Annotated in this window: 12 protein-coding genes; 7 read left to right on the forward strand and 5 right to left on the reverse strand. The window is 65.5% G+C overall.

What is annotated here, in order from left to right; all coding sequences use genetic code 11:
• Positions 1-442: 442 nt before the first annotated feature.
• The 3 genes from AC1KVE_RS10750 to AC1KVE_RS10760 form a co-directional block, all read right to left on the reverse strand.
• On the reverse strand, positions 443-3,583 hold the full coding sequence (locus AC1KVE_RS10750) for an efflux RND transporter permease subunit (protein ID WP_065048602.1): 3,141 nt from the start codon (positions 3,581-3,583) through the stop codon (positions 443-445).
• 133 nt (positions 3,584-3,716) lie between these two features.
• A complete protein-coding gene (locus AC1KVE_RS10755) occupies positions 3,717-6,965 on the reverse strand; it encodes an efflux RND transporter permease subunit (protein ID WP_481092071.1) in 3,249 nt (1,082 codons plus the stop codon).
• A gap of 93 nt (positions 6,966-7,058) precedes the next feature.
• Positions 7,059-8,300, reverse strand: a complete 1,242-nt coding sequence (locus AC1KVE_RS10760) for an efflux RND transporter periplasmic adaptor subunit (protein WP_024938874.1) — start codon at positions 8,298-8,300, stop codon at positions 7,059-7,061.
• A 256-nt stretch (positions 8,301-8,556) separates the two neighbouring features.
• Here AC1KVE_RS10760 and AC1KVE_RS10765 point away from each other — a divergent pair, with 256 nt between their 5' ends.
• From AC1KVE_RS10765 to AC1KVE_RS10795, 7 genes are all read left to right on the forward strand, one after another.
• Positions 8,557-9,873 (forward strand): M20 family metallopeptidase, encoded by a 1,317-nt coding sequence (locus AC1KVE_RS10765; RefSeq protein ID WP_481092072.1) that lies wholly within the window; start codon positions 8,557-8,559, stop codon positions 9,871-9,873.
• Between the two features lie 159 nt (positions 9,874-10,032).
• Positions 10,033-10,848, forward strand: a complete 816-nt coding sequence (queF, locus tag AC1KVE_RS10770) for an NADPH-dependent 7-cyano-7-deazaguanine reductase QueF (RefSeq protein ID WP_481092073.1) — start codon at positions 10,033-10,035, stop codon at positions 10,846-10,848.
• Positions 10,849-10,950: 102 nt separating this feature from the next.
• Positions 10,951-11,244, forward strand: coding sequence for a LysM peptidoglycan-binding domain-containing protein (locus AC1KVE_RS10775; protein ID WP_024938877.1), 294 nt, complete (start codon positions 10,951-10,953; stop codon positions 11,242-11,244).
• 62 nt (positions 11,245-11,306) lie between these two features.
• A complete protein-coding gene (locus AC1KVE_RS10780; RefSeq protein WP_481092074.1) occupies positions 11,307-11,864 on the forward strand; it encodes a hypothetical protein in 558 nt (185 codons plus the stop codon).
• A gap of 402 nt (positions 11,865-12,266) precedes the next feature.
• Positions 12,267-14,498 carry an NADP-dependent isocitrate dehydrogenase gene (locus AC1KVE_RS10785; RefSeq protein ID WP_104609382.1) on the forward strand — a complete coding sequence of 744 codons (2,232 nt, stop codon included), beginning with the start codon at positions 12,267-12,269 and terminating at the stop codon, positions 14,496-14,498.
• A 267-nt stretch (positions 14,499-14,765) separates the two neighbouring features.
• Positions 14,766-16,505, forward strand: a complete 1,740-nt coding sequence (aceK, locus tag AC1KVE_RS10790; protein ID WP_481092075.1) for a bifunctional isocitrate dehydrogenase kinase/phosphatase — start codon at positions 14,766-14,768, stop codon at positions 16,503-16,505.
• Between the two features lie 59 nt (positions 16,506-16,564).
• Positions 16,565-17,449, forward strand: coding sequence for an energy transducer TonB (locus AC1KVE_RS10795; protein WP_184626089.1), 885 nt, complete (start codon positions 16,565-16,567; stop codon positions 17,447-17,449).
• A gap of 637 nt (positions 17,450-18,086) precedes the next feature.
• Here the strand turns inward: AC1KVE_RS10795 and rho are convergent.
• Positions 18,087-19,976 carry a transcription termination factor Rho gene (rho, locus tag AC1KVE_RS10800; RefSeq protein WP_481092076.1) on the reverse strand — a complete coding sequence of 630 codons (1,890 nt, stop codon included), beginning with the start codon at positions 19,974-19,976 and terminating at the stop codon, positions 18,087-18,089.
• A 218-nt stretch (positions 19,977-20,194) separates the two neighbouring features.
• Complete coding sequence (trxA, locus tag AC1KVE_RS10805; RefSeq protein WP_005923050.1) at positions 20,195-20,536, reverse strand: thioredoxin TrxA; 342 nt, start codon at positions 20,534-20,536, stop codon at positions 20,195-20,197.
• Between the last annotated feature and the right edge of the window lie 98 nt (positions 20,537-20,634).

Here is a 20,634-nt window from a genome sequence, read left to right on the forward strand (position 1 = left end):
TGCATCTTGCACACCGACCATCTCGACAGGTCATTGCCCGCCTATCGTCGCGGGACCTTACGCGGCATGGATGCCGCGTAAGCGCCTACACGGACGTACTTGCGGCGTGTCCTGCGATGGTGGGCGGGCAAGGGCCCTGTAACCAGGCCGCAGCCCCGCCGCGCGACAACTGATCCATCCCTGCCGTCCAACACGTCAAGGCAGCCGAACTTCCGGTCGCAGTGTCGTCTGGATGCGGTCAAACACGTGGGCTCTGGCCAAAAGCAAGTAAGTCGAGCGTGCATTTGCAGCTCGCATCACTGTGCCGCGTTTGAATGCACTGCCAGCAGCGACGCCCCTGCGGCATGCCGGCAATCAACGAGCGATGGCGAAAGATGCGGGCCACCGGCATACCGGCCGGCACGCGTCGGTCCGTGCAGACCGGCGCGTGTGCTGCTTCGCCTCAGTGCGCCGACGCCGCCGGGCGCCGTGCCGCCGCGCGCTCTGCCCGGCGTGCACGCGCACGTGCGCGACGCGCCTTCCAGCGTTCGCTCAGGCAGGAGAAAATCACGTACAGCGCCGGGGTGCTGAGCAGGGTCAGGCTCTGCGAGAAGATCAGCCCGCCGATCATCGCGATGCCCAGCGGGCGACGCAGTTCGGAGCCCTCGCCCAGGCCGACCGCCAGCGGCACCGCGGCCAGGATCGCCACCATCGTGGTCATCATGATCGGGCGGAAGCGCACGATCGAGGCCTCGCGTGCGGCCGCGCGCGCATCCATGCCGTGCACGCGCTGCGCCACCAGCGCGAAGTCGATCATCATGATCGCGTTCTTCTTGACGATGCCGATCAGCAGCACCAGCGCGATCATCGAGATCACCGACAACTCGGTGTTGGTGAGGAACAACGCCAGCAGTGCGCCGACGCCGGCGGCCGGCAGCGTGGACAGGATGGTCACCGGATGGATCAGGCTCTCGTACAGCATGCCCAGCACGATGTAGACGGTGAGCACCGCGGCCAGCAGCAACACGCCCATCGAGTTGGGGCTGAGTTGCACGTTGAAGCTGTCGTCGCCGCTGAGGCGGATGCCGTCGGGCATGCGCAAGCCTTCCACGGTGGACTTGATGATCAGGTCCGCCTCGCCGGTGCTCACGCCCGGTGCGAGGTTGTAGCTCAGATCCATCGTGGTGTACTGGTTTTCGTGGACGATCTGCGGCGGCGCCAGCCCGGGCACCTGGGTGGCGACGGAGGTGATCGGCACCATCAGGCCGGCGCGGTTGGGCACGAAGACTTGGTCCAGCGCCTTGGGCGTTGCCGTTTGCGAGGGCAGTGCATTGACCACCACGCTGTACTGGTTGAGATCCGAATAGATGGTGGAAATGGAGCGCTGGCCGAAGGCGCCATACAGTGCGCCATCGATGGCACCGACCGAAATGCCCAGGCGCGCGGCCTTGGCGCGGTCGATCACGATGTTCTGGCGCAGACCCGATGTATCCACGTCGGTGCCGACATCGCGCAGGCGCGGATTCTTCTTCAACGCGGCCTGCAGCTTGGGCAGCCATTCCTGCAGCTGCGCCAGGTCGTTGCCCTGCAGCGAAACGCGGTACTGCGCACCCTGGCTGGTGCCGCCACCGCCGTCGCTGGGTAGGTCCTGGATCGCGCGCAGGCGCAGATCCAGATCCGGGTAACGGTCGGCCTTGGCGCTCAGGCGTGCGACCACCTGCGCGGTGGTGTCGCGGCGGCCTTCGTCGCGCTTCTTCAATTCGATATTGAACGAGGCGCTGGAACCCTGCCGGCCGGAGCCCAGCCGCGCGCCGACGGTCTTCACCGCCGGGTCGGCCATCAGCATGTCGGTGATGCGGCGCTGGCGGCTGACCATGTCGGCAAACGACACCGTGGCGCTGGAATTGGCTCGGCCCCAGATCAGGCCGGTGTCCTGCGCCGGGAACGAGCCCTTCTTGACTGCGCCGCCGAGAAAGACGGTGGCGGCGATCAACAGCAGCGGCGTCAGCGACAGCAGCAAGGCGTGCCGCAGCGAGAAATCCAGCGCCACCGTGTACACCGCGAGCATGCGCTCGTGCATGCGGTCCAGCCAGGCGCCGAAACGGCTAGGTTTTTCCGGCTCGGTGTGCGCGGACAGAAAGCGGCTGCACAGCGCCGGTGTCAAGGTCAGCGACACCAGCATCGACACCACGATCGCCGCCACCAGGGTCACGGTGAACTCGCGGAAGAACGCGCCGATCATGCCGCTGGCAAACAGCATCGGAATGAACACCGCCACCAGCGAGGCAGTGATCGACACGATGGTGAAGCCGATCTCGCGCGCACCGGCCAGTGCGGCATCCAGACGCGGCATGCCTTCGTCCAGATGACGCATGATGTTTTCGATCACCACGATCGCATCGTCGACCACAAAGCCAATGGCGATCACCAGCGCCAGCAGGCTGAGGTTGTTCAAGGTGAAGCCCAGCATGTACATCACCAGCGCCGAGCCGGCCAGCGACAGCGGCACGGTGACCGCCGCGATCAGCGTCGGCGCCAGGCGGCGCAGGAACAGCGCCATGGTCAGGACCACCATCGCCAGGCTGATCAGCAGCGTGGCCTGCACCTCGTGCAGCGAGGCGCGGATGGTCGGGGTGCGGTCGAAGTAGGGCGTCAGCTTGGTGCCGGGCTGCAGGTAGGCGCGTAGCTCGGGAATCTGCGCCTTCACCTGGTCCACGGTTTCGACGATGTTGGCGCCGGCGCGGGTGAAGGCGTACATCACCACCGCCGGTTTGCCGTCGAACCAGGCCGCTTGATAGGCATCCTGCTGGCCGTCGTAGACGGTGGCCACGTCGCCCAGCCGCACGATGCGGCCATTGGACTGGGTGGAGATCGCCAGCTGGGCGAAATCGGCGGCCTTGGATACCGAATCGTTGGCCACGATCGCCATGGTGGTGTTGCCGTCGGACAGGAATCCGGTCGGCGAGGTGACGTTAGCCGCGCGCACCGCGTTGCGCAGATCGTCCGGGGTCAGGCCCAGCGCGTTAAGCGCGCGCAGATCCACATCCACGCGGACCGCCGGCGTGGAGGCGCCGGCGATATCGACCGAACTGATGCCGGTGATCTGGCGCAGCCGTTGCGCCAGCAGGGAGTCGGCAACGTTGTAGAGCTCATCGGCCGATTGCGTGTCCGAGGTCAGCGCGATGGCAATGACCGGGTCGTCGTTCGGATTGGCTTTCGAATAGATCGGCGTGCCGAGCCCGGACGGCAGGTCCGATTGCGAGGAGTTGATCGCCGTCTGCACATCCTGCGCGGCCGAATCGATGTTGCGATTGCTCTGGAACACCAGCACCACCAGGCTGCTGCTCTCCGAACTGGAGGAGCGCATGCGGTCGATGCCGGGCAGCTGGCCCAGGTGGCGTTCCAGCGGTGCGGTGACGGTGGAGGCCATGGTGCTGGCATCGGCGCCGGACTGCGTGGCGTGCACGAAGATCACCGGAATCTGGATGTTCGGCAACGCCGCCACGCCCAGCCGCAGATAGCACATCAATCCGATCACGAACAAACCGATCGCCAGCAGCGCGGTGCCGATCGGGCGCTTGATGAAGGGCGCGGAGATGTTCATGGGGTGACTGCCGGGAATCGGGATTCGGGATTCGGGAATCGGGAAAGGCAACAGCCAGCGCAGTTGCCATACGCGCGTGCGGGAAGGCGATGCCGTGGGCAGGCAGACCGATCAGCGATGACGCCATCGGTCATCATGCCGGGCGCTCCGAAGTGGAAGCCGGGGGCATGCCGTCGCGGCGGGAGGCACGCCGCGCGCGCCAGTCACGCAGCCGCTCGCCGGCACGTTCCATGTACAGATAGATCACCGGCGTGGTGTACAGCGTCACCAGCTGCGACAGCAGCAGGCCGCCGACGATGGCAATGCCGAGCGGACGCCGCAGTTCCGAGCCGATGCCGGTGCCCAGCGCCAGCGGCAGCGCGCCCAGCATCGCGGCGGCGGTGGTCATCATGATCGGGCGGAAACGCAGCAGGCAGGCGCGCCGGATCGCTTCGTGCGCATTGGCGCCTTCGCGGCGGGCGTCGATGGCGAAGTCGATCATCATGATCGCGTTCTTCTTGACGATGCCGATCAGCAACACGATGCCGACGATGCCGTCCACCGACAGGCTCAATCCGCACATCATCAGCGCCAGCAGCGCGCCGACGCCGGCCGGCGGCAGCGTGGAGATGATCGTCAGCGGGTGGATGTAGCTCTCGTAGAGCACGCCCAGCACGATGTAGATCACCACGATCGAGGCAAGCAGCAGCCATACGATATCGGTTTGGCTGCCGGTGAATTCGGCCGCCTTGCCGACGAACGCCGCATGCACCTGGGTGGGGATCTTCAAATCCTGGCGCGCCTGCTCGATCGCCTCCACCGCCTGCGACAACGAATGGCCCGGGGCCAGATTGAACGAGATCGTGACCGCCGGCAGCTGTTGCTGGTGGCTGACCACCAACGGCGTGTTGGTGACCTTGGCCTCGGCCAGTGCGGCCAGCGGAATGATGCTGCCAGCGCCGACCACGATGCCGGTGTTCTGCGCGCCCACGCCGGTGGCGGTGGAGGAGTTGGACGAGGTCAGCTGGCCGAAGCTGGTGGCATTGGTGCCGGTCAGCGCGCCGCTGCCGTTGCTGGCCACCGCCAGCTGGTTCATCAAGGCGGTGCTGCTACGGAACTCCGGCGCCACTTCCAGCACCACCCGGTACTGATTGAGCTCGGTGAAGATGGTGGAGATCTGGCGTTGACCGAAGGCATCGTACAGCGTGTCGTCGATGGTCTGCATCGGCACGCCGAGCATGCTGGCCTTGTCGCGATCGATGCTCAGCTCCAGCGCCCGGCCCTGGTTGGCCAGGTTGTTGTCCACGTCGGCCAGCTCGGGCAGCTTGCGCATCGCCTCGGTCATGCGCCCGGCCCAGGTGGCCAGCTCGCTGCTGTCCACATCCGACATCGAATACTGGTATTCGGTGGCTGCCACGCGGGTGTCCAGGGTGACGTCCTGCACCGGCTTGAGGAACAGCGCCACGCCGGGAATACCGGCCACCGCCTTTTGCAGGCGCGGCAGCACCTCGTCCAGGCCCTCGCGGTCGCCGCGCGTCTTCAGCACGATCGACAACTGGCCCTGGTTGATGGTCGGGTTCATGGTGCCGGCGCCGATGAAGGCGGCCACGCCGGTCACGGCGGGGTCCTTTTGCAGCGCCGCGGCCACCGCCTGGGTGCGCTGCTCCATCTGCGGGAACGCCACGTTCTGGTCGGCCTGCACCACGCCGGTGATCAGGCCGGTGTCCTGCTCGGGCAGCAGGCCCTTGGGGATCGCCATGTACAGCACCACGGTCAGCGCCACCGCGCCGATCGCCACCGCCAGGGTCAGCGGCTGGTGCGCCAGCACCCAGTCCAGGCTGCGCTCGTAGGCGCCCACGGTGCGCGTCCACAGGTTGGTCTTGCCGGCGGCCGCGGCGCGTTCGTGCGCGTCTTCGCCTTCGGGCAGGGCGTCGGGCTTGAGCAGGTAGGCGCACATCATCGGCGTCAGCGTCAGCGACACCAGCATCGAGATCACCACCGCAATCGACAGCACCCACGCAAACTCATGGAACAGCCGCCCGGTCACGCCCGGCATCAGCAGCAGCGGCAGGAACACCGCCACCAGCGACACGGTCAGCGACAGCACGGTGAAGCCGATCTGCTTGGCGCCGATCTCGGCCGCTTCCGGCCCGCTCTTGCCCTGTTCGATGTAGCGCACGATGTTTTCGATCATCACGATCGCATCGTCGACCACGAACCCGGTCGCCACCACCAGCGCCATCAGCGACAGGTTGTCCAGCGACATGCCGGCAAATGCCATCACCCCAAAGGTGCCGGCCAGCGACAGCGGCACCGCCACCGAGGGAATGATGGTGGCCCACAACCGGCGCAGGAACACGAAGATCACCGCCACCACCAGCGCGATGGTCAGCACCAGGGTGAACTTCACCTCGTGCACCGAGGCGCGGATGGTTTCGGTGCGGTCGGAGAACACCTCCAGGTGCACGTCGGCCGGCAGCACCGCCTGCAGCTGCGGCAGGATGCTGCGGATCTGCTCCACCGTCTGCACGATGTTGGCGCCGGGCTGGCGGCGGATTTCCAGCAGCACCGCCGGCTTGCCGTCGGCCCAGGCGGCGAGCTGGTCGTTCTCCACCCCGTCGACCACCTTGGCCACATCGGCCAGCCGCACCGGGCGGCCATTGCTGTAGCTGATGATGGTCTCGCGGTACTGCGCCGCGTCGGTGAGCTGGTCGTTGGTGCCGATGCTGTAGGACTGGGTCTTGCCGTTGAGCGAGCCCTTGGGCGCGCTGACGTTGGTCTGGGTCAGCGCGCTGCGCAGCGATTCCATGGTCAGGCCCATGTTCGACAGCTGCGCCGGGTTGACCTGGATGCGCACCGCAGGCCGCACATTGCCGGCGATCGACACCAGGCCCACGCCCGGCACCTGCGACAGGCGCTGGGCCAGGATCGCATCGGCATAGCGGTTGACCTCGCGCAGCGGCAGCGAGTCGGAGGTGAGCTTGAGGGTCAGGATCGCCGCGTCGGCCGGATTGACCCGGTTGTAGACCGGTTGATACGGCAGCGACGAGGGCAGGGTGGCCTGACGGATCGCCGCCTGCACATCCTGCGCGGCGATGTCGATGTCGCGGTCCATCGAGAACTGCAGGATGATCGTGGACAGGCCTGCCGACGAATCGGAGGTCATCATCTGCAGCCCGGAGATCTGCCCGAACTGGCGCTCCAGCGGCGTGGTCACCAGCGAGGCCATGGTGGTCGCGTTGGCGCCGGGATACTGGGTGGTGACCACCAGGCTGGGCGCGTCGATCTCCGGCAGCGCCGAGACCGGCAATTGCCGGTAGCCCAGGATGCCCAGCAGCAGGATGCCCGCCATCAACAACGAGGTGGCGATGGGACGGCGGATGAAGATGGTCGAAAAGCCCACGGGGGGTGTCCTTGCTGAAGACGTCAATCGATGCCGGCGCGCGCAGCGCCGATGCACACCGGCGACGGAAGGCCCGTCGCCGGTGCTCGCGAGTTAGCGCGGGCCGCCGCCGCTGCGTCGGCCGCCAGCGCCGCCACGGCTCTTGTCCTGCGCGGCCTTGAGTTCGGCCTCGGTCGGCTCCGGCGGGGTTTCGCCCGGCTTGAGTGCGCTGACCTTGCTGCCCGGCTTGAGCCGGAACTGGCCTTCGGTCACCACGCGCTCGCCTGGCTTGAGCCCCTTGGTGACCTGCACATGGCTGTCGTCCACTTCCACGCCCTGCACCACGGTGCGCATCTGCGCGGTGTTGTCGTTGCCGACCACGTAGACGTAATCGCCGTCCGGGCCGCGCTGCACGGCCTGGGTCGGCACCACGGTGCCGCCGGAGATGGTGCGCAGCTGCAGGCGCACGTTGACGAACTGGCCCGGCCACAAGGCATTGTCGGTGTTGGCGAAGATCGCACGCGCACCGAAGGTGCCGCTGTCGGCGGCGATGCGGTTGTCGATCACCTCCAGCTTGCCGTCGCCGCTGATCACGTGCGCATCGCCGCGGTCCAGCGCTGCCACGTCCAGCGGGGCGGCCGCCTGGCCGCTGCGCACCGCCTGCAACTCGCGCTCGGGCAGGTTGAAGGACACGTAGATCGGGCGGATCTGGGTCAGGGTGACGATGGTGGAACTGGCGCTGACGATATTGCCCACGTCCACGCCGCGGATGCCGGCGATGCCGTCGATCGGCGCGGTCACGCGGGTGAACTGCAACTGCACCTGCGCCGAGCGCATCTGTGCATCGTTGGCCGATACCGCCGCCTCGTACTGCGCCACCTGGTTACGCTGAGTATCCAGGTCTGTGCGCGAGACGTACTGCTTGTAGGCCGGGTCGTTGGAGCGCTGGTAGTTCACCCGCGAGGTCGCCAGCAGCGCCTGGTTCTGGCGCTTGGCCGCCAGTGCCTGGTCGTAGCTGGCCTGCAGGGTGCGCGGGTCGATCTGCGCCAGCAGCTCGCCCTTCTTCACTTCCTGGCCCTCCTTGAAATTCAGGCTCATCAGCTGGCCGCCGACCTGCGGGCTGACCGTGACGGTATTGAGCGCGGTCACCGTGCCCAGCGCGCTGGCGTAGACCGGCACATCCTGGGTGGTGGCGGCCACGACCGTGACCGGTACCGGGCCGCTGTTCTCGGTGCCATTGCCGTCAGGCGCGTCCGCCCGCTTGCCGTGGTTGCCCCCACCGAACATCCGCATTGCGACGAACACCACGACGAGCACCGCTACGACCAGCAGTGTGATCTTCCAAAAACGCGACATGCGACAACTCCTGAGGGCGGGCCGGGCGCTGGTGCGACCGTGGGGCGGCTGTGCGAAGCATATCGTTGCGATCAGGCAATTGAGCGTTACTGAAGTAACGGCCCGCCGGACGAAACGACTGCAGCGTTCACAGATGCAATGCAGCGGCAACGCGTCAGGGCCGATGTGGTTGACCGCAGGACTGAATCGAGCCCCACTGCAGCCCACCGAGCGTGCACCTGCACTACATTAAGCAACCATCTTTAGAGGATTGCTGATGCGCCACTCCCGCCTGCTGACCAGCGCGTTGCTGCTCACCCTGCCCACCCTGGCTGCCGCCCAGGCCGCGCCCCGGCCCGACGTCCAGGCCGCCGCCGCGCCGTTGCAGAGCAAGCTGGTGCAGTGGCGCCGCGACTTCCACCAGCATCCGGAGCTGTCCAACCGCGAGGAGCGCACCGCCGCCACCGTGGCCGCGCAGCTGCGCAAGCTCGGCCTCAAGCCGCGCACCGGCATCGCCCATCACGGCGTGGTGGCCATCATCAAGGGCGGCAAGCCAGGTCCGAAGATCGCCTTGCGCGCGGACATGGATGCCTTGCCGGTCAAGGAGCAGACTGGCCTGCCGTACGCCTCCAAGGTCACCGCCGAGTACCGCGGCGAGCAGGTCGGGGTGATGCATGCCTGCGGCCACGACGCCCACACCGCGATACTGCTGGGGGTGGCCGAAGCGCTGGTCGGCATGCGCGAGCAGCTGCCCGGCGAAGTGATGCTGATCTTCCAGCCCTCCGAAGAGGGCGCGCCCGGCAACGAAGAGGGCGGCGCCTCGCTGATGCTCAAGGAAGGCCTGTTCGCCGACTTCAAGCCACAGGCGGTGTTCGGCCTGCATGTGTTCTCCAGCGTGCAGGCCGGCAAGATCGCGGTGCGCAGCGGCCCGCTGATGGCCGCCTCGGACCGGTTTGCGATCAAGATGATCGGCCGCCAGACGCATGGCTCGGCGCCGTGGAACGGCATCGACCCGATCGTGGCCAGCGCCGACATGATCGGTGCCGCGCAGACCGTGATCAGCCGCCGCGCCAACCTGTCCAAACAACCGGCGGTGTTGAGCTTCGGCGCGATCAAGGGCGGCATCCGCTACAACATCATCCCCGACGACGTGGAAATGGTCGGCACCATCCGCACCTTCGACGAAGCCATGCGCCAGCAGATCTTCGCCGACCTCAAGACGGTGGCCGAGCACACCGCCGCCGCCCACGGGGCCAAGGTTGAGGCGCAGGTACCGGACCAGCCCGGCAACCCGGCCACGGTCAACGACCCGGCGCTGACCGCCAGGATGCTGCCCAGCCTGCAGGCCGTGGTCGGCGCCGACAATGTCTACGAGCCGCCGCTGCAGATGGGCGCGGAAGATTTCTCCTTCTACGCCCAGCAGGTGCCGTCGATGTTCTTCTTCGTCGGCTCCACCGCCAAGGGCATCGACCCGGCCACCGCGCCCAGCAACCATTCGCCGCAGTTCCTGCTCGACGAATCGTCGCTGGATGTGGGTCTGCGCGCGCTGTTGCAGGTGTCGCTGGATTACCTGCATCAGGGGGAGGCTGGTTGATTCGGGAATCGGGAATCGTGTGCAGTTGCGCCGTCTCCGCTGAGCGTTGGTGATCGTGTGGGGCGGCGGGCCGCTTGACGGCCCGCTGCTTCTGTCGCCAGCTCGCTCCAGCGTCCGCTATACACCTCACGGCCAGCCCGCTCGGCCTAAAATGGCGCGATGAATACCCCAGAAGATTCCACCCTCGGTCGTGAGGTCGCCTATCCCAGCGGCTACGATCCGTCGCTGTTGTTCCCGATTCCGCGCGCGGCCGGGCGCGAGGCGATCGGCCTGACGGGGGCCTTGCCCTTCATCGGCCGCGACCGCTGGCATGCCTACGAACTCAGCTGGCTCGATGCGCAGGGCAAGCCGTGCGTGGCCACCGCCACCTTGCACGTGCCCAGCGAGTCGCCGTCGTTGATCGAATCCAAGTCGCTCAAGCTGTATCTCAATTCGCTCAATGCCACCCGCTTCAATAGCGCCGAAGCGGTGCGTATGCGCATCGCCTCCGACCTGTCCACGCGCGCCGGTGCCGATGTGGCGGTGGAATTCGGTCTGCCGCCGATCGATGCGGTGGGCGAGGGCGAATCGATCGACGCACTGGATGTCAGCATCGACGATTACGGCCCGCCCAATGCGGCGTATCTGGCGGCGCACGCACAACCAGTGGTGGAAGAAGTGCTGACCTCGGCCCTGCTCAAGTCCAATTGCCCGGTCACCGGTCAACCGGATTGGGCCAGCGTCATGTTGCGCTACCGCGGCGCCCCGATCGACCGCGAAGGCCTGCTGCGCTATCTGGTGAGTTTCCGCGACCACGCCGAGTTTCACGAGCAATGTGTGGAGCGTATCTTCCATGACGTGCTGCTCCGTTGTGCGCCCGAGTGGTTGGTGGTGGAAGCGCGCTATACCCGCCGTGGCGGGCTGGACATCAACCCCTTGCGCAGCTCGCCCAGCGTGCCGACACCGCTGTCGATCTTCCGCGACCTGCGCCAGTAATCGCGCCCATTCAAGGCTCGCGCCAGCTTCACGGTGGCGCGATCCACGCTTAACAGCGCGCCGCGCACCCTGCAGTCATCGTGATGCAAAGGGATTGCGGCAATGAATGTCGACAAGAAAGCAGATTTTTCCAACGTGACGTCCTCGGTCGACAGCACCGCAGACGTTGCGCCAGCGGCGGATTTCTCCAACGTGCGTACCAGCGTACAGAGCACTGCGCAGCTGGTCAGCGAGTCGGTCACCGTGCAGGCGGGCGACAGTCTGTCCAGCATCGCCAAGCGCCATTACGGCGACGGCAACTTGTGGCCGCGGATCTTTGAGGCCAACCGCGAAACGCTCAAGGATCCGGACAAGATCTTTCCCGGTCAGGTCCTGCAGTTGCCGCCGAAGTCATAGGCGCACCGCAACCCTGGCACCTTTCGAAACCCACTTTTATTCTGATATCCGGAGATTGATCCATGCGTACTACATCCGTTTCTAGCACCCTCGCCATTGCCCTTGCCGGCGTTCTCGCCCTGTCGGGCTGCAGCAAGAAGGCCGACGACGACAGCGTGTCCAAGGATCCGACCTCCGGGGCTGCCACCGAGGCGATGCCAGGCCCGGCCGCAACACCGCCGGCGAGCGATCAGGCTGGCCAGAGCACCGCGACCGGCGCCGCCAGCACCGATACCGCAGCCGCAATGGGTTCGGCAGTCACGGTGTCAAGCGTAGTGGTCGGCACCACGGCGACCGCCGACAAGTCGGTGACCCCGTCGGGCAACATCGGCAGCAAAGACACCATCATCGTCTCGGTGAAAACCGATGGCAGCGCGAGCAATGTGGCGGTCGCAGCCAAGCTCACCTATCAGGATGGCCAGGTGGCCGGCGAGCAGAATGCCACCTTGACCACGACTGGCCCGGAAACCACCAACCTCAGCTTCAGCAAGCCAGATGGCTGGCCGGCCGGCAGCTACACCGCGCAGGTCATGGTGGATGGCAAGCCGGCGGGTACTCCGCAGACCATCACGGTCAAGTAAGCAGCCACGCGAGCAGTCCGTCTGCAAATAGGGATGCGTGCTCGCAACCTGGGTAGACTGATACCAAGCGTGTCGGACAGGCGCGTCCATCGCGCTGTCCCAACGCTCATTAAGCAGGCCATCGGGGCGCGATCACACGATCGCGCCCTTTTTTCTGCGTAATTCTCTCAGCCGGCACATTCGTTACAGCTGCATCCATCGCATTGGCCGAGTGGCGGGATGGAGCATCCGCCTGTGGTCGCTTTACCCGGGCGCGGCTCAGACGCGACAATGCCGTGCTGATCCATCGCCGCGTTCCACGCGCCGGCCGATCGGCGTGCCAGCAGCGACCCCCGTCGCGCACGCCAACGCCAGTGCCAACAACGCCGGCGCTCCTTCCGACCACACGAGCCATCGCACCTTATGTCGAAGACACCGAAGATCATCTACACGCTCACCGACGAAGCACCGTATCTGGCCACGCAGTCGCTGCTGCCGATCATCGATGCCTACACCAATACTGCCGGCATCGTGGTCGAAACCCGCGACATCTCGCTGGCCGGCCGCATCCTGTCGCTGTTTCCCGAGCACCTGAGCGACGCGCAGAAGATCGCCGACGACCTCGGTGAGCTGGGCGAGCTGGCCACCACGCCGGAAGCCAACATCATCAAGCTGCCCAACATCAGCGCCTCGGTGCCGCAGCTCAAGGCCGCCATCGCCGAACTGCAGGGCCAGGGCTATGCGCTGCCGGCGTATCCGGACACGCCCAAGGACGATGCCGAAAAGGACGTCAAGGCGCGCTACGACAGGGTCAAGGGCAGCGCGGTCAATCCGGTTTTGCGCGAAGGCAACTCCGACCGTCGCGCGCCGCTGTCGGTGAAGAATTACGCGCGCAAGCATCCGCACCGCATGGGCAAGTGGAGCAGCGATTCGAAGTCGCACGTGGCCCATATGGACGACGGCGATTTCTTCGGCAGCGAGCAATCCGCCACCGTGGCGGCCGCCGGCGCGTTGAAGATCGAGTTCGTCGGTAACGACGGCAGCAGCAGCGTGTTGAAGGACAAGGTGGCGGTCAAGGCCGGCGAAATCGTCGATGCCGCGGTGCTGAGCAAGCGCGCGCTGGCCAGCTTCATCGACGCGCAGATCGCCGATGCCAAGGCCAAGGATGTGCTGTTCTCGGTGCATCTGAAAGCCACCATGATGAAGGTCTCCGACCCGGTGCTGTTCGGTGTGGTGGTCGGCGAGTTCTACAAGGACACGCTGAGCAAGCATGCCGAAGCGCTTGCGTCGGTCGGCTTCGACCCCAACAACGGCATCGGCGACCTGTACGCACGCATCGCCACGCTGCCGGACGACCAGCAGGCGCAGATCAAGGCCGATATCCAGGCCGAATACGCGCAGCGTCCGGCCCTGGCCATGGTCAATTCGGACAAGGGCATCACCAACCTGCATGTGCCCAGCGACGTGATTGTCGATGCGTCGATGCCGGCGATGATTCGCGACTCCGGTCAGATGTGGAATGCCGAAGGCAAGCTGCAGGACACCAAGGCGGTGATCCCGGATCGCTGCTACGCCGATGTCTATCAAGCGGTGATCGACGACTGCAAGGCGCATGGCGCATTCGATCCGTCCACCATGGGCTCGGTGCCCAACGTTGGCCTGATGGCGCAGAAGGCCGAGGAATACGGCTCGCACGACAAGACCTTCCAGATTGCCGCCGCCGGGACCGTCAAGGTCACCGACGACACCGGCGCCACCGTGTTCGAACATGCGGTGGAAGCCGGCGACCTGTGGCGCATGTGCCAGGTCAAGGACGCGCCGATCCAGGACTGGGTCAAGCTGGCCGTCGAGCGCGCGCGCCTGAGCGAGACGCCTGCGGTGTTCTGGCTGGACAAGGCGCGCGCGCACGATGCGCAGGTGATCGCCAAGGTCGAGAAATACCTGAAGGATCACGACACCAGCGGCCTGGATATCCGCATCCTGCCGCCGGTGGAAGCGACCACCTTCTCGCTGGAACGCATCCGCAAGGGCCAGGACACCATCTCGGTCACCGGCAACGTGCTGCGCGACTACCTCACCGACCTGTTCCCGATCCTGGAGCTGGGCACCAGCGCCAAGATGCTGTCGATCGTGCCGCTGATGGCCGGTGGCGGCCTGTTCGAGACCGGTGCCGGTGGCTCGGCGCCCAAGCACGTGCAGCAGTTCGTCGAACAGAACAGCCTGCGCTGGGATTCGCTGGGCGAGTTCCTGGCCCTGGCCGCCTCGCTGGAGCATCTGGGCAACCGCTACGACAATCCGTCGGCCACGGTGCTGGCCAAGGCGCTGGACGTCGCTAACGGTCAATTCCTGGACAACAACAAGTCGCCAGCGCGCAAGGTCGGTGAACTGGACAACCGCGGCAGCCACTTCTATCTGGCGATGTACTGGGCGCAGGCCCTGGCTGCGCAGACCGAGGACACCGCCCTGCAGGCCAAGTTCGCACCGCTGGCCAAGGCCCTGACCGAGAACGAAGCCACCATCGTGGCCGAGCTCAACGGCGCCCAAGGCAAGCCGGTCGAGATCGGCGGCTACTATCACCCCGATCTGGCCAAGGTCAGCGAGGCGATGCGCCCGAGCAAGACCTTCAACGACGTGTTGGCCACGCTGAAGGCCTGATCCAGCGCACCGCCTGGCGGTGCGTCCAGCAGGTGCAACAGGCAGGGCCCGCCTCGATGAGGGGCGGGCCTTGTCGTTTCCGGCGTTTGCGCGCAACAGCGAGAACACGGTCGTTGCGTGCCAGGCCTCACGACCTGGCAGTGCCTTGCCTGCGAGAGATCCTGCGCCTCGGTGCGAGCAGTCTCGGCATGTGGCCGACTGTGCGCCTGTTCGATGGATCGTTTGTCTCCGCTGCACGTCGCAACATGCGCTGGGTACACTGCCGGCATGAGCCAGCTCCCGTTACCGCCACAGTCCGAGCGCCGTGCGCTGGCGATCGCCCATGCCGTGTACGACGCCTTCGAGGATTACCACGCCCGGTTTGCCGAGATCACCGCACGCGCCAAACAGCGCTTCGAAACGCGCGACTGGAGCGGCGCGCGCGATGATGCGGTGGCGCGGATCGCGCTGTACGACCAGTACATCAGCGAATGCATGCTGCGCTTGCGTGCGGTGCTGCTGGGGCAGGCGCACGATCGCGCGCTGTGGATGCGTGCACGCGTGCATTACGCCGCGCTGCTGAGCGGGCTGATCGACCAGGAGCTGTACAAGACCTTCTACAACACCCTGACCCGGCGTTACTTCGGCACCCACGGCGTGGATGCGGAGATCGAATTCATCGCGCTGGATATCGAGCCGACCGACGCGATCACGGTGCCGGTCGCACGGCATACCTATGCGGTCTCGCCCGGCCGGCTGACCGACATGCTGGTGCGCGTGCTCGGCGATTATTCCTTCGACGTTCCGTATGCGCATCGCACCCGCTGTGCAGCGGCGATCGCGGTGCGCCTGCTCGATGATCTCGCGCACTGGGGCGAGCACCCGGTGCGCAGCGTGGAATTGCTGGAGACGGTGTTCTATCGCGAACGGCGCGCCTACCTGGTCGGCCGCGTGTTCGGCGAACATCGCTTCTCGCCATGCGTCATCGCCCTGGTCAACGACGACGCCGGCCTGCGCGCAGAAGCGGTGCTGACCCGGCGCAGCGACGTCGCGCAATTGTTTAGCAACTCGCGCAGTTACTTCCAGGCCGATCTGGCCACCGTCGGCGACGCGGTGGTGTTTCTGCGCAGCCTACTCACCCACAAGCCGGTCGACGAGCTGTACACGATGCTCGGGCGCGCCAAGCAGGGCAAGACCGAACGCTATCGCACGTTTTTCAGCCATTTCCAGGCGCATCCCTCCGAGCAGCTGGTGCATGCCGACGGCACGCCCGGCATGGTCATGGTGGTATTTACCCTGCCCAGTTATCCGTTGGTGTTCAAACTGATTCGCGACCGCTTTGCCTATCCCAAGACCATGAGTCGTGCGCAGGTCGAAGGCAAATACGAGCTGGTGTTCCAGCTCGATCGCATCGGTCGCTTGCTGGACGCGCAGCCGTATCGCTTCCTGCGGTTTCCCAAATCGCGTTTCTCGCCCGCGTTGCTGGACGAGCTGCAGACCAGCTGTGCGACGAGCCTGAGCGAAGATGGCCAGGACGTGCTGATCGCGCTGTGCTACGTGCAGCGCCGCCTGCGCCCGCTCAATCTCTACCTGCGCGAACAGCTGCCCGAAGCCGCGCATGCGGCCGCGCTGGACTACGGCCAGGCGATCAAGGACATGGCGCGCAACAATATCTTTCCCGGCGACATGCTGCTGAAGAACTTCGGCATCACCCGCCATCAGCGCGCGGTGTTCTACGACTACGACGAGCTGTGCCTGATCACCGAATGCACCTTCCGCGACTGGCCGTCCCCCACCACCTATGAAGAACAGATGACTGCCGAGCCCTGGTTCCACGTCGGCCCGCGCGATGTGTTCCCCGAGCGCTTCGCGCTATTCATGGGCTTGCCACCCTCGCAGCTGGAAGCGGTCAAGCACCTGCACCCGGAACTGTTCGACCCGCAATGGTGGCGCGACCTGCAAACCCGGCTGCGCGAGGACGACTACCCCGACACCCCGCCCTACGCAGACTCGCGAAAACTGGCCTGAAGATTTACGCGTATGCGCCAAGCTGGTACAACGAAACTCAATAACCATGGAGTGCGGTCATGCAGTGGAAGCAACGCTTGGGCTTGGGCATTTTGTTGGCAATGGCGAGTGTCAGCGGCGTGCAGGCAGTTCCCAGTGCCGCGCAGGTACAGGCACAGATGGAGGCCAGCATGAATATCGCAGGCGAATTGACGCTGACGCCGGACGGTACCGTTACGGAGGTCAAGCTCACCGACGAAGCAAGCCTGCCTCCAGTGGTCCGCGACCGCGTCAAACAATCGATCGCTTCCTGGCGCTTTGACCCTGTCAAAGACGATGGAAGCGCCTTGCCCGCGCAATTGCTGATGAATCTGCTGCTGGTCGCCAAGCCGGCCGATAACGGCACCTATTCCGTATCGATTCGCAGTGCGCATTTCGGCAGCCAGGAGCAAGCTGCAGCCAGCGTCGCTGCCAAGGACATGCCGGCACCTGCGTACCCTGAGCATGCGTTTCGAGAAGGTGTGACCGGGGTGGTCTATCTGCTGCTCAAGGTCGGGCGCGATGGCAAGGTCGAAGACTTGGTCGCCGAGCAGGTCAACCTGACCACGCTGGCGCCGGAATCCAAGCGCCCGCGCTGGCGCAAGGCGTTTGCCGACGTTGCAATCGCCAAGGCGCGAGGCTGGACATTTGTGCCGCCAACGCAAGGCGCCGAGGCCGACGCGCCGTACTGGGTCATGCGGGTTCCGGTCACCTTCGCCATCGAATCCTGGCCAGGCAATTCGATCGCTGCAAAGCAAACCAAAAAGTGGCAATCCTATCTGCCGGGCCCGCGTCAGCCGGCGCCCTGGCACGAGCAGCGCGATGCGTCGGCATCGACCGACAGTCCGGATGCGCTGCCAGGTAGTGGCTTGTTCTCCGCACGCGGAGAAGGTGTGCGGCTGGTGACGCCGCTGCAAGGAACTTAAGCGCGAAGCCAACATCAGCGCGGCTGGCGAAGCTATCTCACGCCTGTTGCTTGCAGAGCGGGTGGTCTTGATCGTTCGCTGCCGGACGGTTTATCGGAGCTTGGCTACAAGGCCGCTGATCTGCCACTGGCTGCAGGGCCCTTGCCCGCCCACCATCGCGGGACACGCTGCAAGTACGTCCATGTAAGCTCTTACGCGGCATCCATTCCGCGTAAGGTCCCGCGACGATGGGCGGGCAAGGACCCGTCGAGATGGTCGGTGTGCATGTTTGCGAGCAGAGCATGAGGTTTGTTGTTTGAGTCACAGCGCGTCCCACCAGCGTTCCATTTCAAGCCGAGAGAAGGCAGGCTTTTCAACAAGCACCCTGCAAAGCCTTCTGGCATCCCAACGCAGACGCGGCGATAGGCAGGTATTGGCCCCGCCGATCAACTTCCTGGTGCGGTGTCCTCGCCGCTTGCGGGACCGCGGGCGGCGAGGATGCCGCTCCCGAGCCTACACGTACGTACCTGCGGTGTGTCCCGCGAGCGGCGAGGGCACCGCGCACTCGACCAACCAGGCTTGTGATTGCAAGCAACCACGCACCCACAAAAAAAGCCCCGCAATGCGGGGCTTTTTCTTGTCGAGAATACCGACCGACTCAGCGCTTCATCGAACTGAAGAACTCGTCGTTGGACTTGGTGGTCTTCATCTTGTCCAGCAGGAATTCCATTGCCGCGATTTCGTCCATCGGGTGCAGCAGCTTGCGCAGGATCCAGATCTTCTGCAGCAGCTCCGGCTCGATCAGCAGGTCTTCGCGACGCGTGCCCGAGCGGTTGATGTCGATCGCCGGGTACACGCGCTTTTCGGTGATGCGACGGTTCAGATGCACTTCGCTGTTGCCGGTGCCCTTGAACTCTTCGTAGATCACCTCGTCCATCTTGCTGCCGGTTTCCACCAGCGCCGTGGCGATGATGGTCAGCGAGCCGCCCTCTTCCACGTTACGGGCCGCACCGAAGAAGCGCTTCGGACGGTGCAGCGCGTTGGCGTCCACACCACCGGTGAGCACCTTGCCGGAGCTGGGCACCACGTTGTTGTAGGCGCGTGCCAGACGGGTGATCGAGTCGAGCAGGATCACCACGTCCTTCTTGTGCTCGACCAGGCGCTTGGCACGCTCGATCACCATCTCGGCGACCTGCACGTGGCGCGCGGCCGGTTCGTCGAAGGTGGAGGAGATGACCTCGCCGCGCACGGTGCGCTGCATTTCGGTCACTTCTTCCGGGCGCTCGTCGATCAGCAGCACGATCATGTGCACTTCGGGATGATTGCTGGTGATGGCCGTGGCCACCTGCTGCATCATCATCGTCTTACCGGCCTTGGGCGGGGAGACGATCAGCGCGCGCTGACCTTTACCCTGCGGCGCCATCAGGTCCAGGATGCGGCCGGTGATGTCCTCGGTCGATCCATCGCCACGCTCCAGACGGAAGCGGCGGCGCGGGAACAGCGGGGTCAGGTTCTCGAACAGCACCTTGTTTTTGCTGGCTTCCAGCGGCTCGCCATTGATGGTGTCGACGATCGACAGCGCGAAATAGCGTTCGCCGTCCTTCGGGAAGCGGATGCGGCCGGACAGGTGATCGCCGGTCCGCAGGTTGAAGCGGCGGATCTGGCTGGGCGAGATATAGGTGTCGTCCGGGCCGGCCAGGTAGCTGGCTTCTGCGGCACGCAGGAAGCCGAAGCCGTCGGGCAGGATTTCCAGCACACCGTCGGCGGCAACGCCTTCGCCGTGGCGGGTCAGCACCTTGAGCAGGGCGAAGATCACGTCCTGCTTGCGCGCGCGCGCCACGCCTTCCTGGATGTTGAGCTGGTCGGCGATATCCAGCAGCTTCTGCGCCGGCATCCGCTTGAGATCGCTCAGCGAGTAGACCGGGAAGCCTTCCGGCACGGCCGGGTGCGGGCGCGCGACGAACGGCTCGTTGCTGCCATCGGACGACGGCATGCCACCACCACCTTCGTTGCCGAAGCGGTCGCGTCCACGGTCGCGGCGGTTGCGGAAGCGGTCACGGCGGTTGCCCTGCTGGTTCTGCCCCTGGCCCTGACCTTGCTGATGCTGGCCGCCATTCTGGGCCTGGTCCTGACCCTGACCTTGCGCCTGGGGCTGAGCCTGGTTCTGGCCCTGGCCCCGGTGTTGCGCCTGATTCTGGTTCTGTTGCTGCTGCGCCTGATTGAAGCGCTGCTGCTGTGTCTGGCCGCCCTCGCGGGAGTCGCCATGGGTGTCGTTGCCCTGGTTGCCCTGGTTGGCGCTGGGGGCGTTACCGGCATAGGACGCGCCATCGCCGGACGTCTGCGCCGGTGCCGAATCGGCAGCGTGCGACGGGGCCTGCGGGGCACGTGGAGCGTCGGGTACGGGGCTGGCGGGCAAGGGCAGGTTGGGCTGCTGCGCGCCACCGTCGTCGGTGGCAGCGGCGGTCTTGCTCACGCGCGGCTTGCGCACGCGCTTCTCGACAGGAGCGTCGACGCTGCTCCCGGTATCGGAGGAAGGATGATCGGACAAGTGCGTGATTCCTCGCTAAGAGTGCGAGCGCCCGGCTGGGGGGGCGAACTTTAGGTGATGGGAGTCTAGAAGAGGTTTCTAGAGGGGTACGTCGGCGCACGAACGTGCTCCGGATCAACTGACACTATCACCGCTGCGCGCAACCGCGCAAGCGCCTGCCGCAGCAGGATTTAACTGCTGGCGCATCACGGGGCGCCCATCGCTGGACGCCCGCTCGCTCAGGCAGCCGCGCCGCCCAGGGTCTTGTCGATCATCTGGGTCAGCTGGCCCTTGCCAACCGCACCGATCTGGGTGGCCTGCACCTGGCCATCCTTGAACAGCAACAGCATCGGGATCGAACGCACGTGGTACTTGATGGCCAAGGCGCGGTTCTGGTCCACATTGACCTTGGCAACCTTCAGCCTGCCCTGGTATGTATCGGCCAGATCGTCCAGCACCGGGGCGATCATCTTGCAGGGTCCGCACCACTCGGCCCAGAAATCCACCAGCACCGGTTCGCCGGATTGCAGTACAGCTGTATCGAAGTCGGCATCGCCGACATGTTGAACCTTATCGCTCACGTTGGGTCTCCTGGAAACCAAAACGGCCCGCCCGAACGGGCAGGCCGCTACATTGCGTTAAACTGGGGCATTGCGCGACTGAATCAAGTGTCAGTCCT

The organism is Xanthomonas sp. NCPPB 2864 (genome assembly GCF_056675615.1).

Coding starts and splice junctions, on each gene's coding strand:
- AC1KVE_RS10750 (WP_065048602.1), bottom strand. CDS start 3,583: ATGAACATCTCCGCGCCCTTCATCAAGCGCCCGATCGGCACCGCGCTG.
- AC1KVE_RS10760 (WP_024938874.1), bottom strand. CDS start 8,300: ATGTCGCGTTTTTGGAAGATCACACTGCTGGTCGTAGCGGTGCTCGTC.
- AC1KVE_RS10765 (WP_481092072.1), top strand. CDS start 8,557: ATGCGCCACTCCCGCCTGCTGACCAGCGCGTTGCTGCTCACCCTGCCC.
- queF (WP_481092073.1), top strand. CDS start 10,033: ATGAATACCCCAGAAGATTCCACCCTCGGTCGTGAGGTCGCCTATCCC.
- AC1KVE_RS10775 (WP_024938877.1), top strand. CDS start 10,951: ATGAATGTCGACAAGAAAGCAGATTTTTCCAACGTGACGTCCTCGGTC.
- AC1KVE_RS10780 (WP_481092074.1), top strand. CDS start 11,307: ATGCGTACTACATCCGTTTCTAGCACCCTCGCCATTGCCCTTGCCGGC.
- AC1KVE_RS10785 (WP_104609382.1), top strand. CDS start 12,267: ATGTCGAAGACACCGAAGATCATCTACACGCTCACCGACGAAGCACCG.
- aceK (WP_481092075.1), top strand. CDS start 14,766: ATGAGCCAGCTCCCGTTACCGCCACAGTCCGAGCGCCGTGCGCTGGCG.
- AC1KVE_RS10795 (WP_184626089.1), top strand. CDS start 16,565: ATGCAGTGGAAGCAACGCTTGGGCTTGGGCATTTTGTTGGCAATGGCG.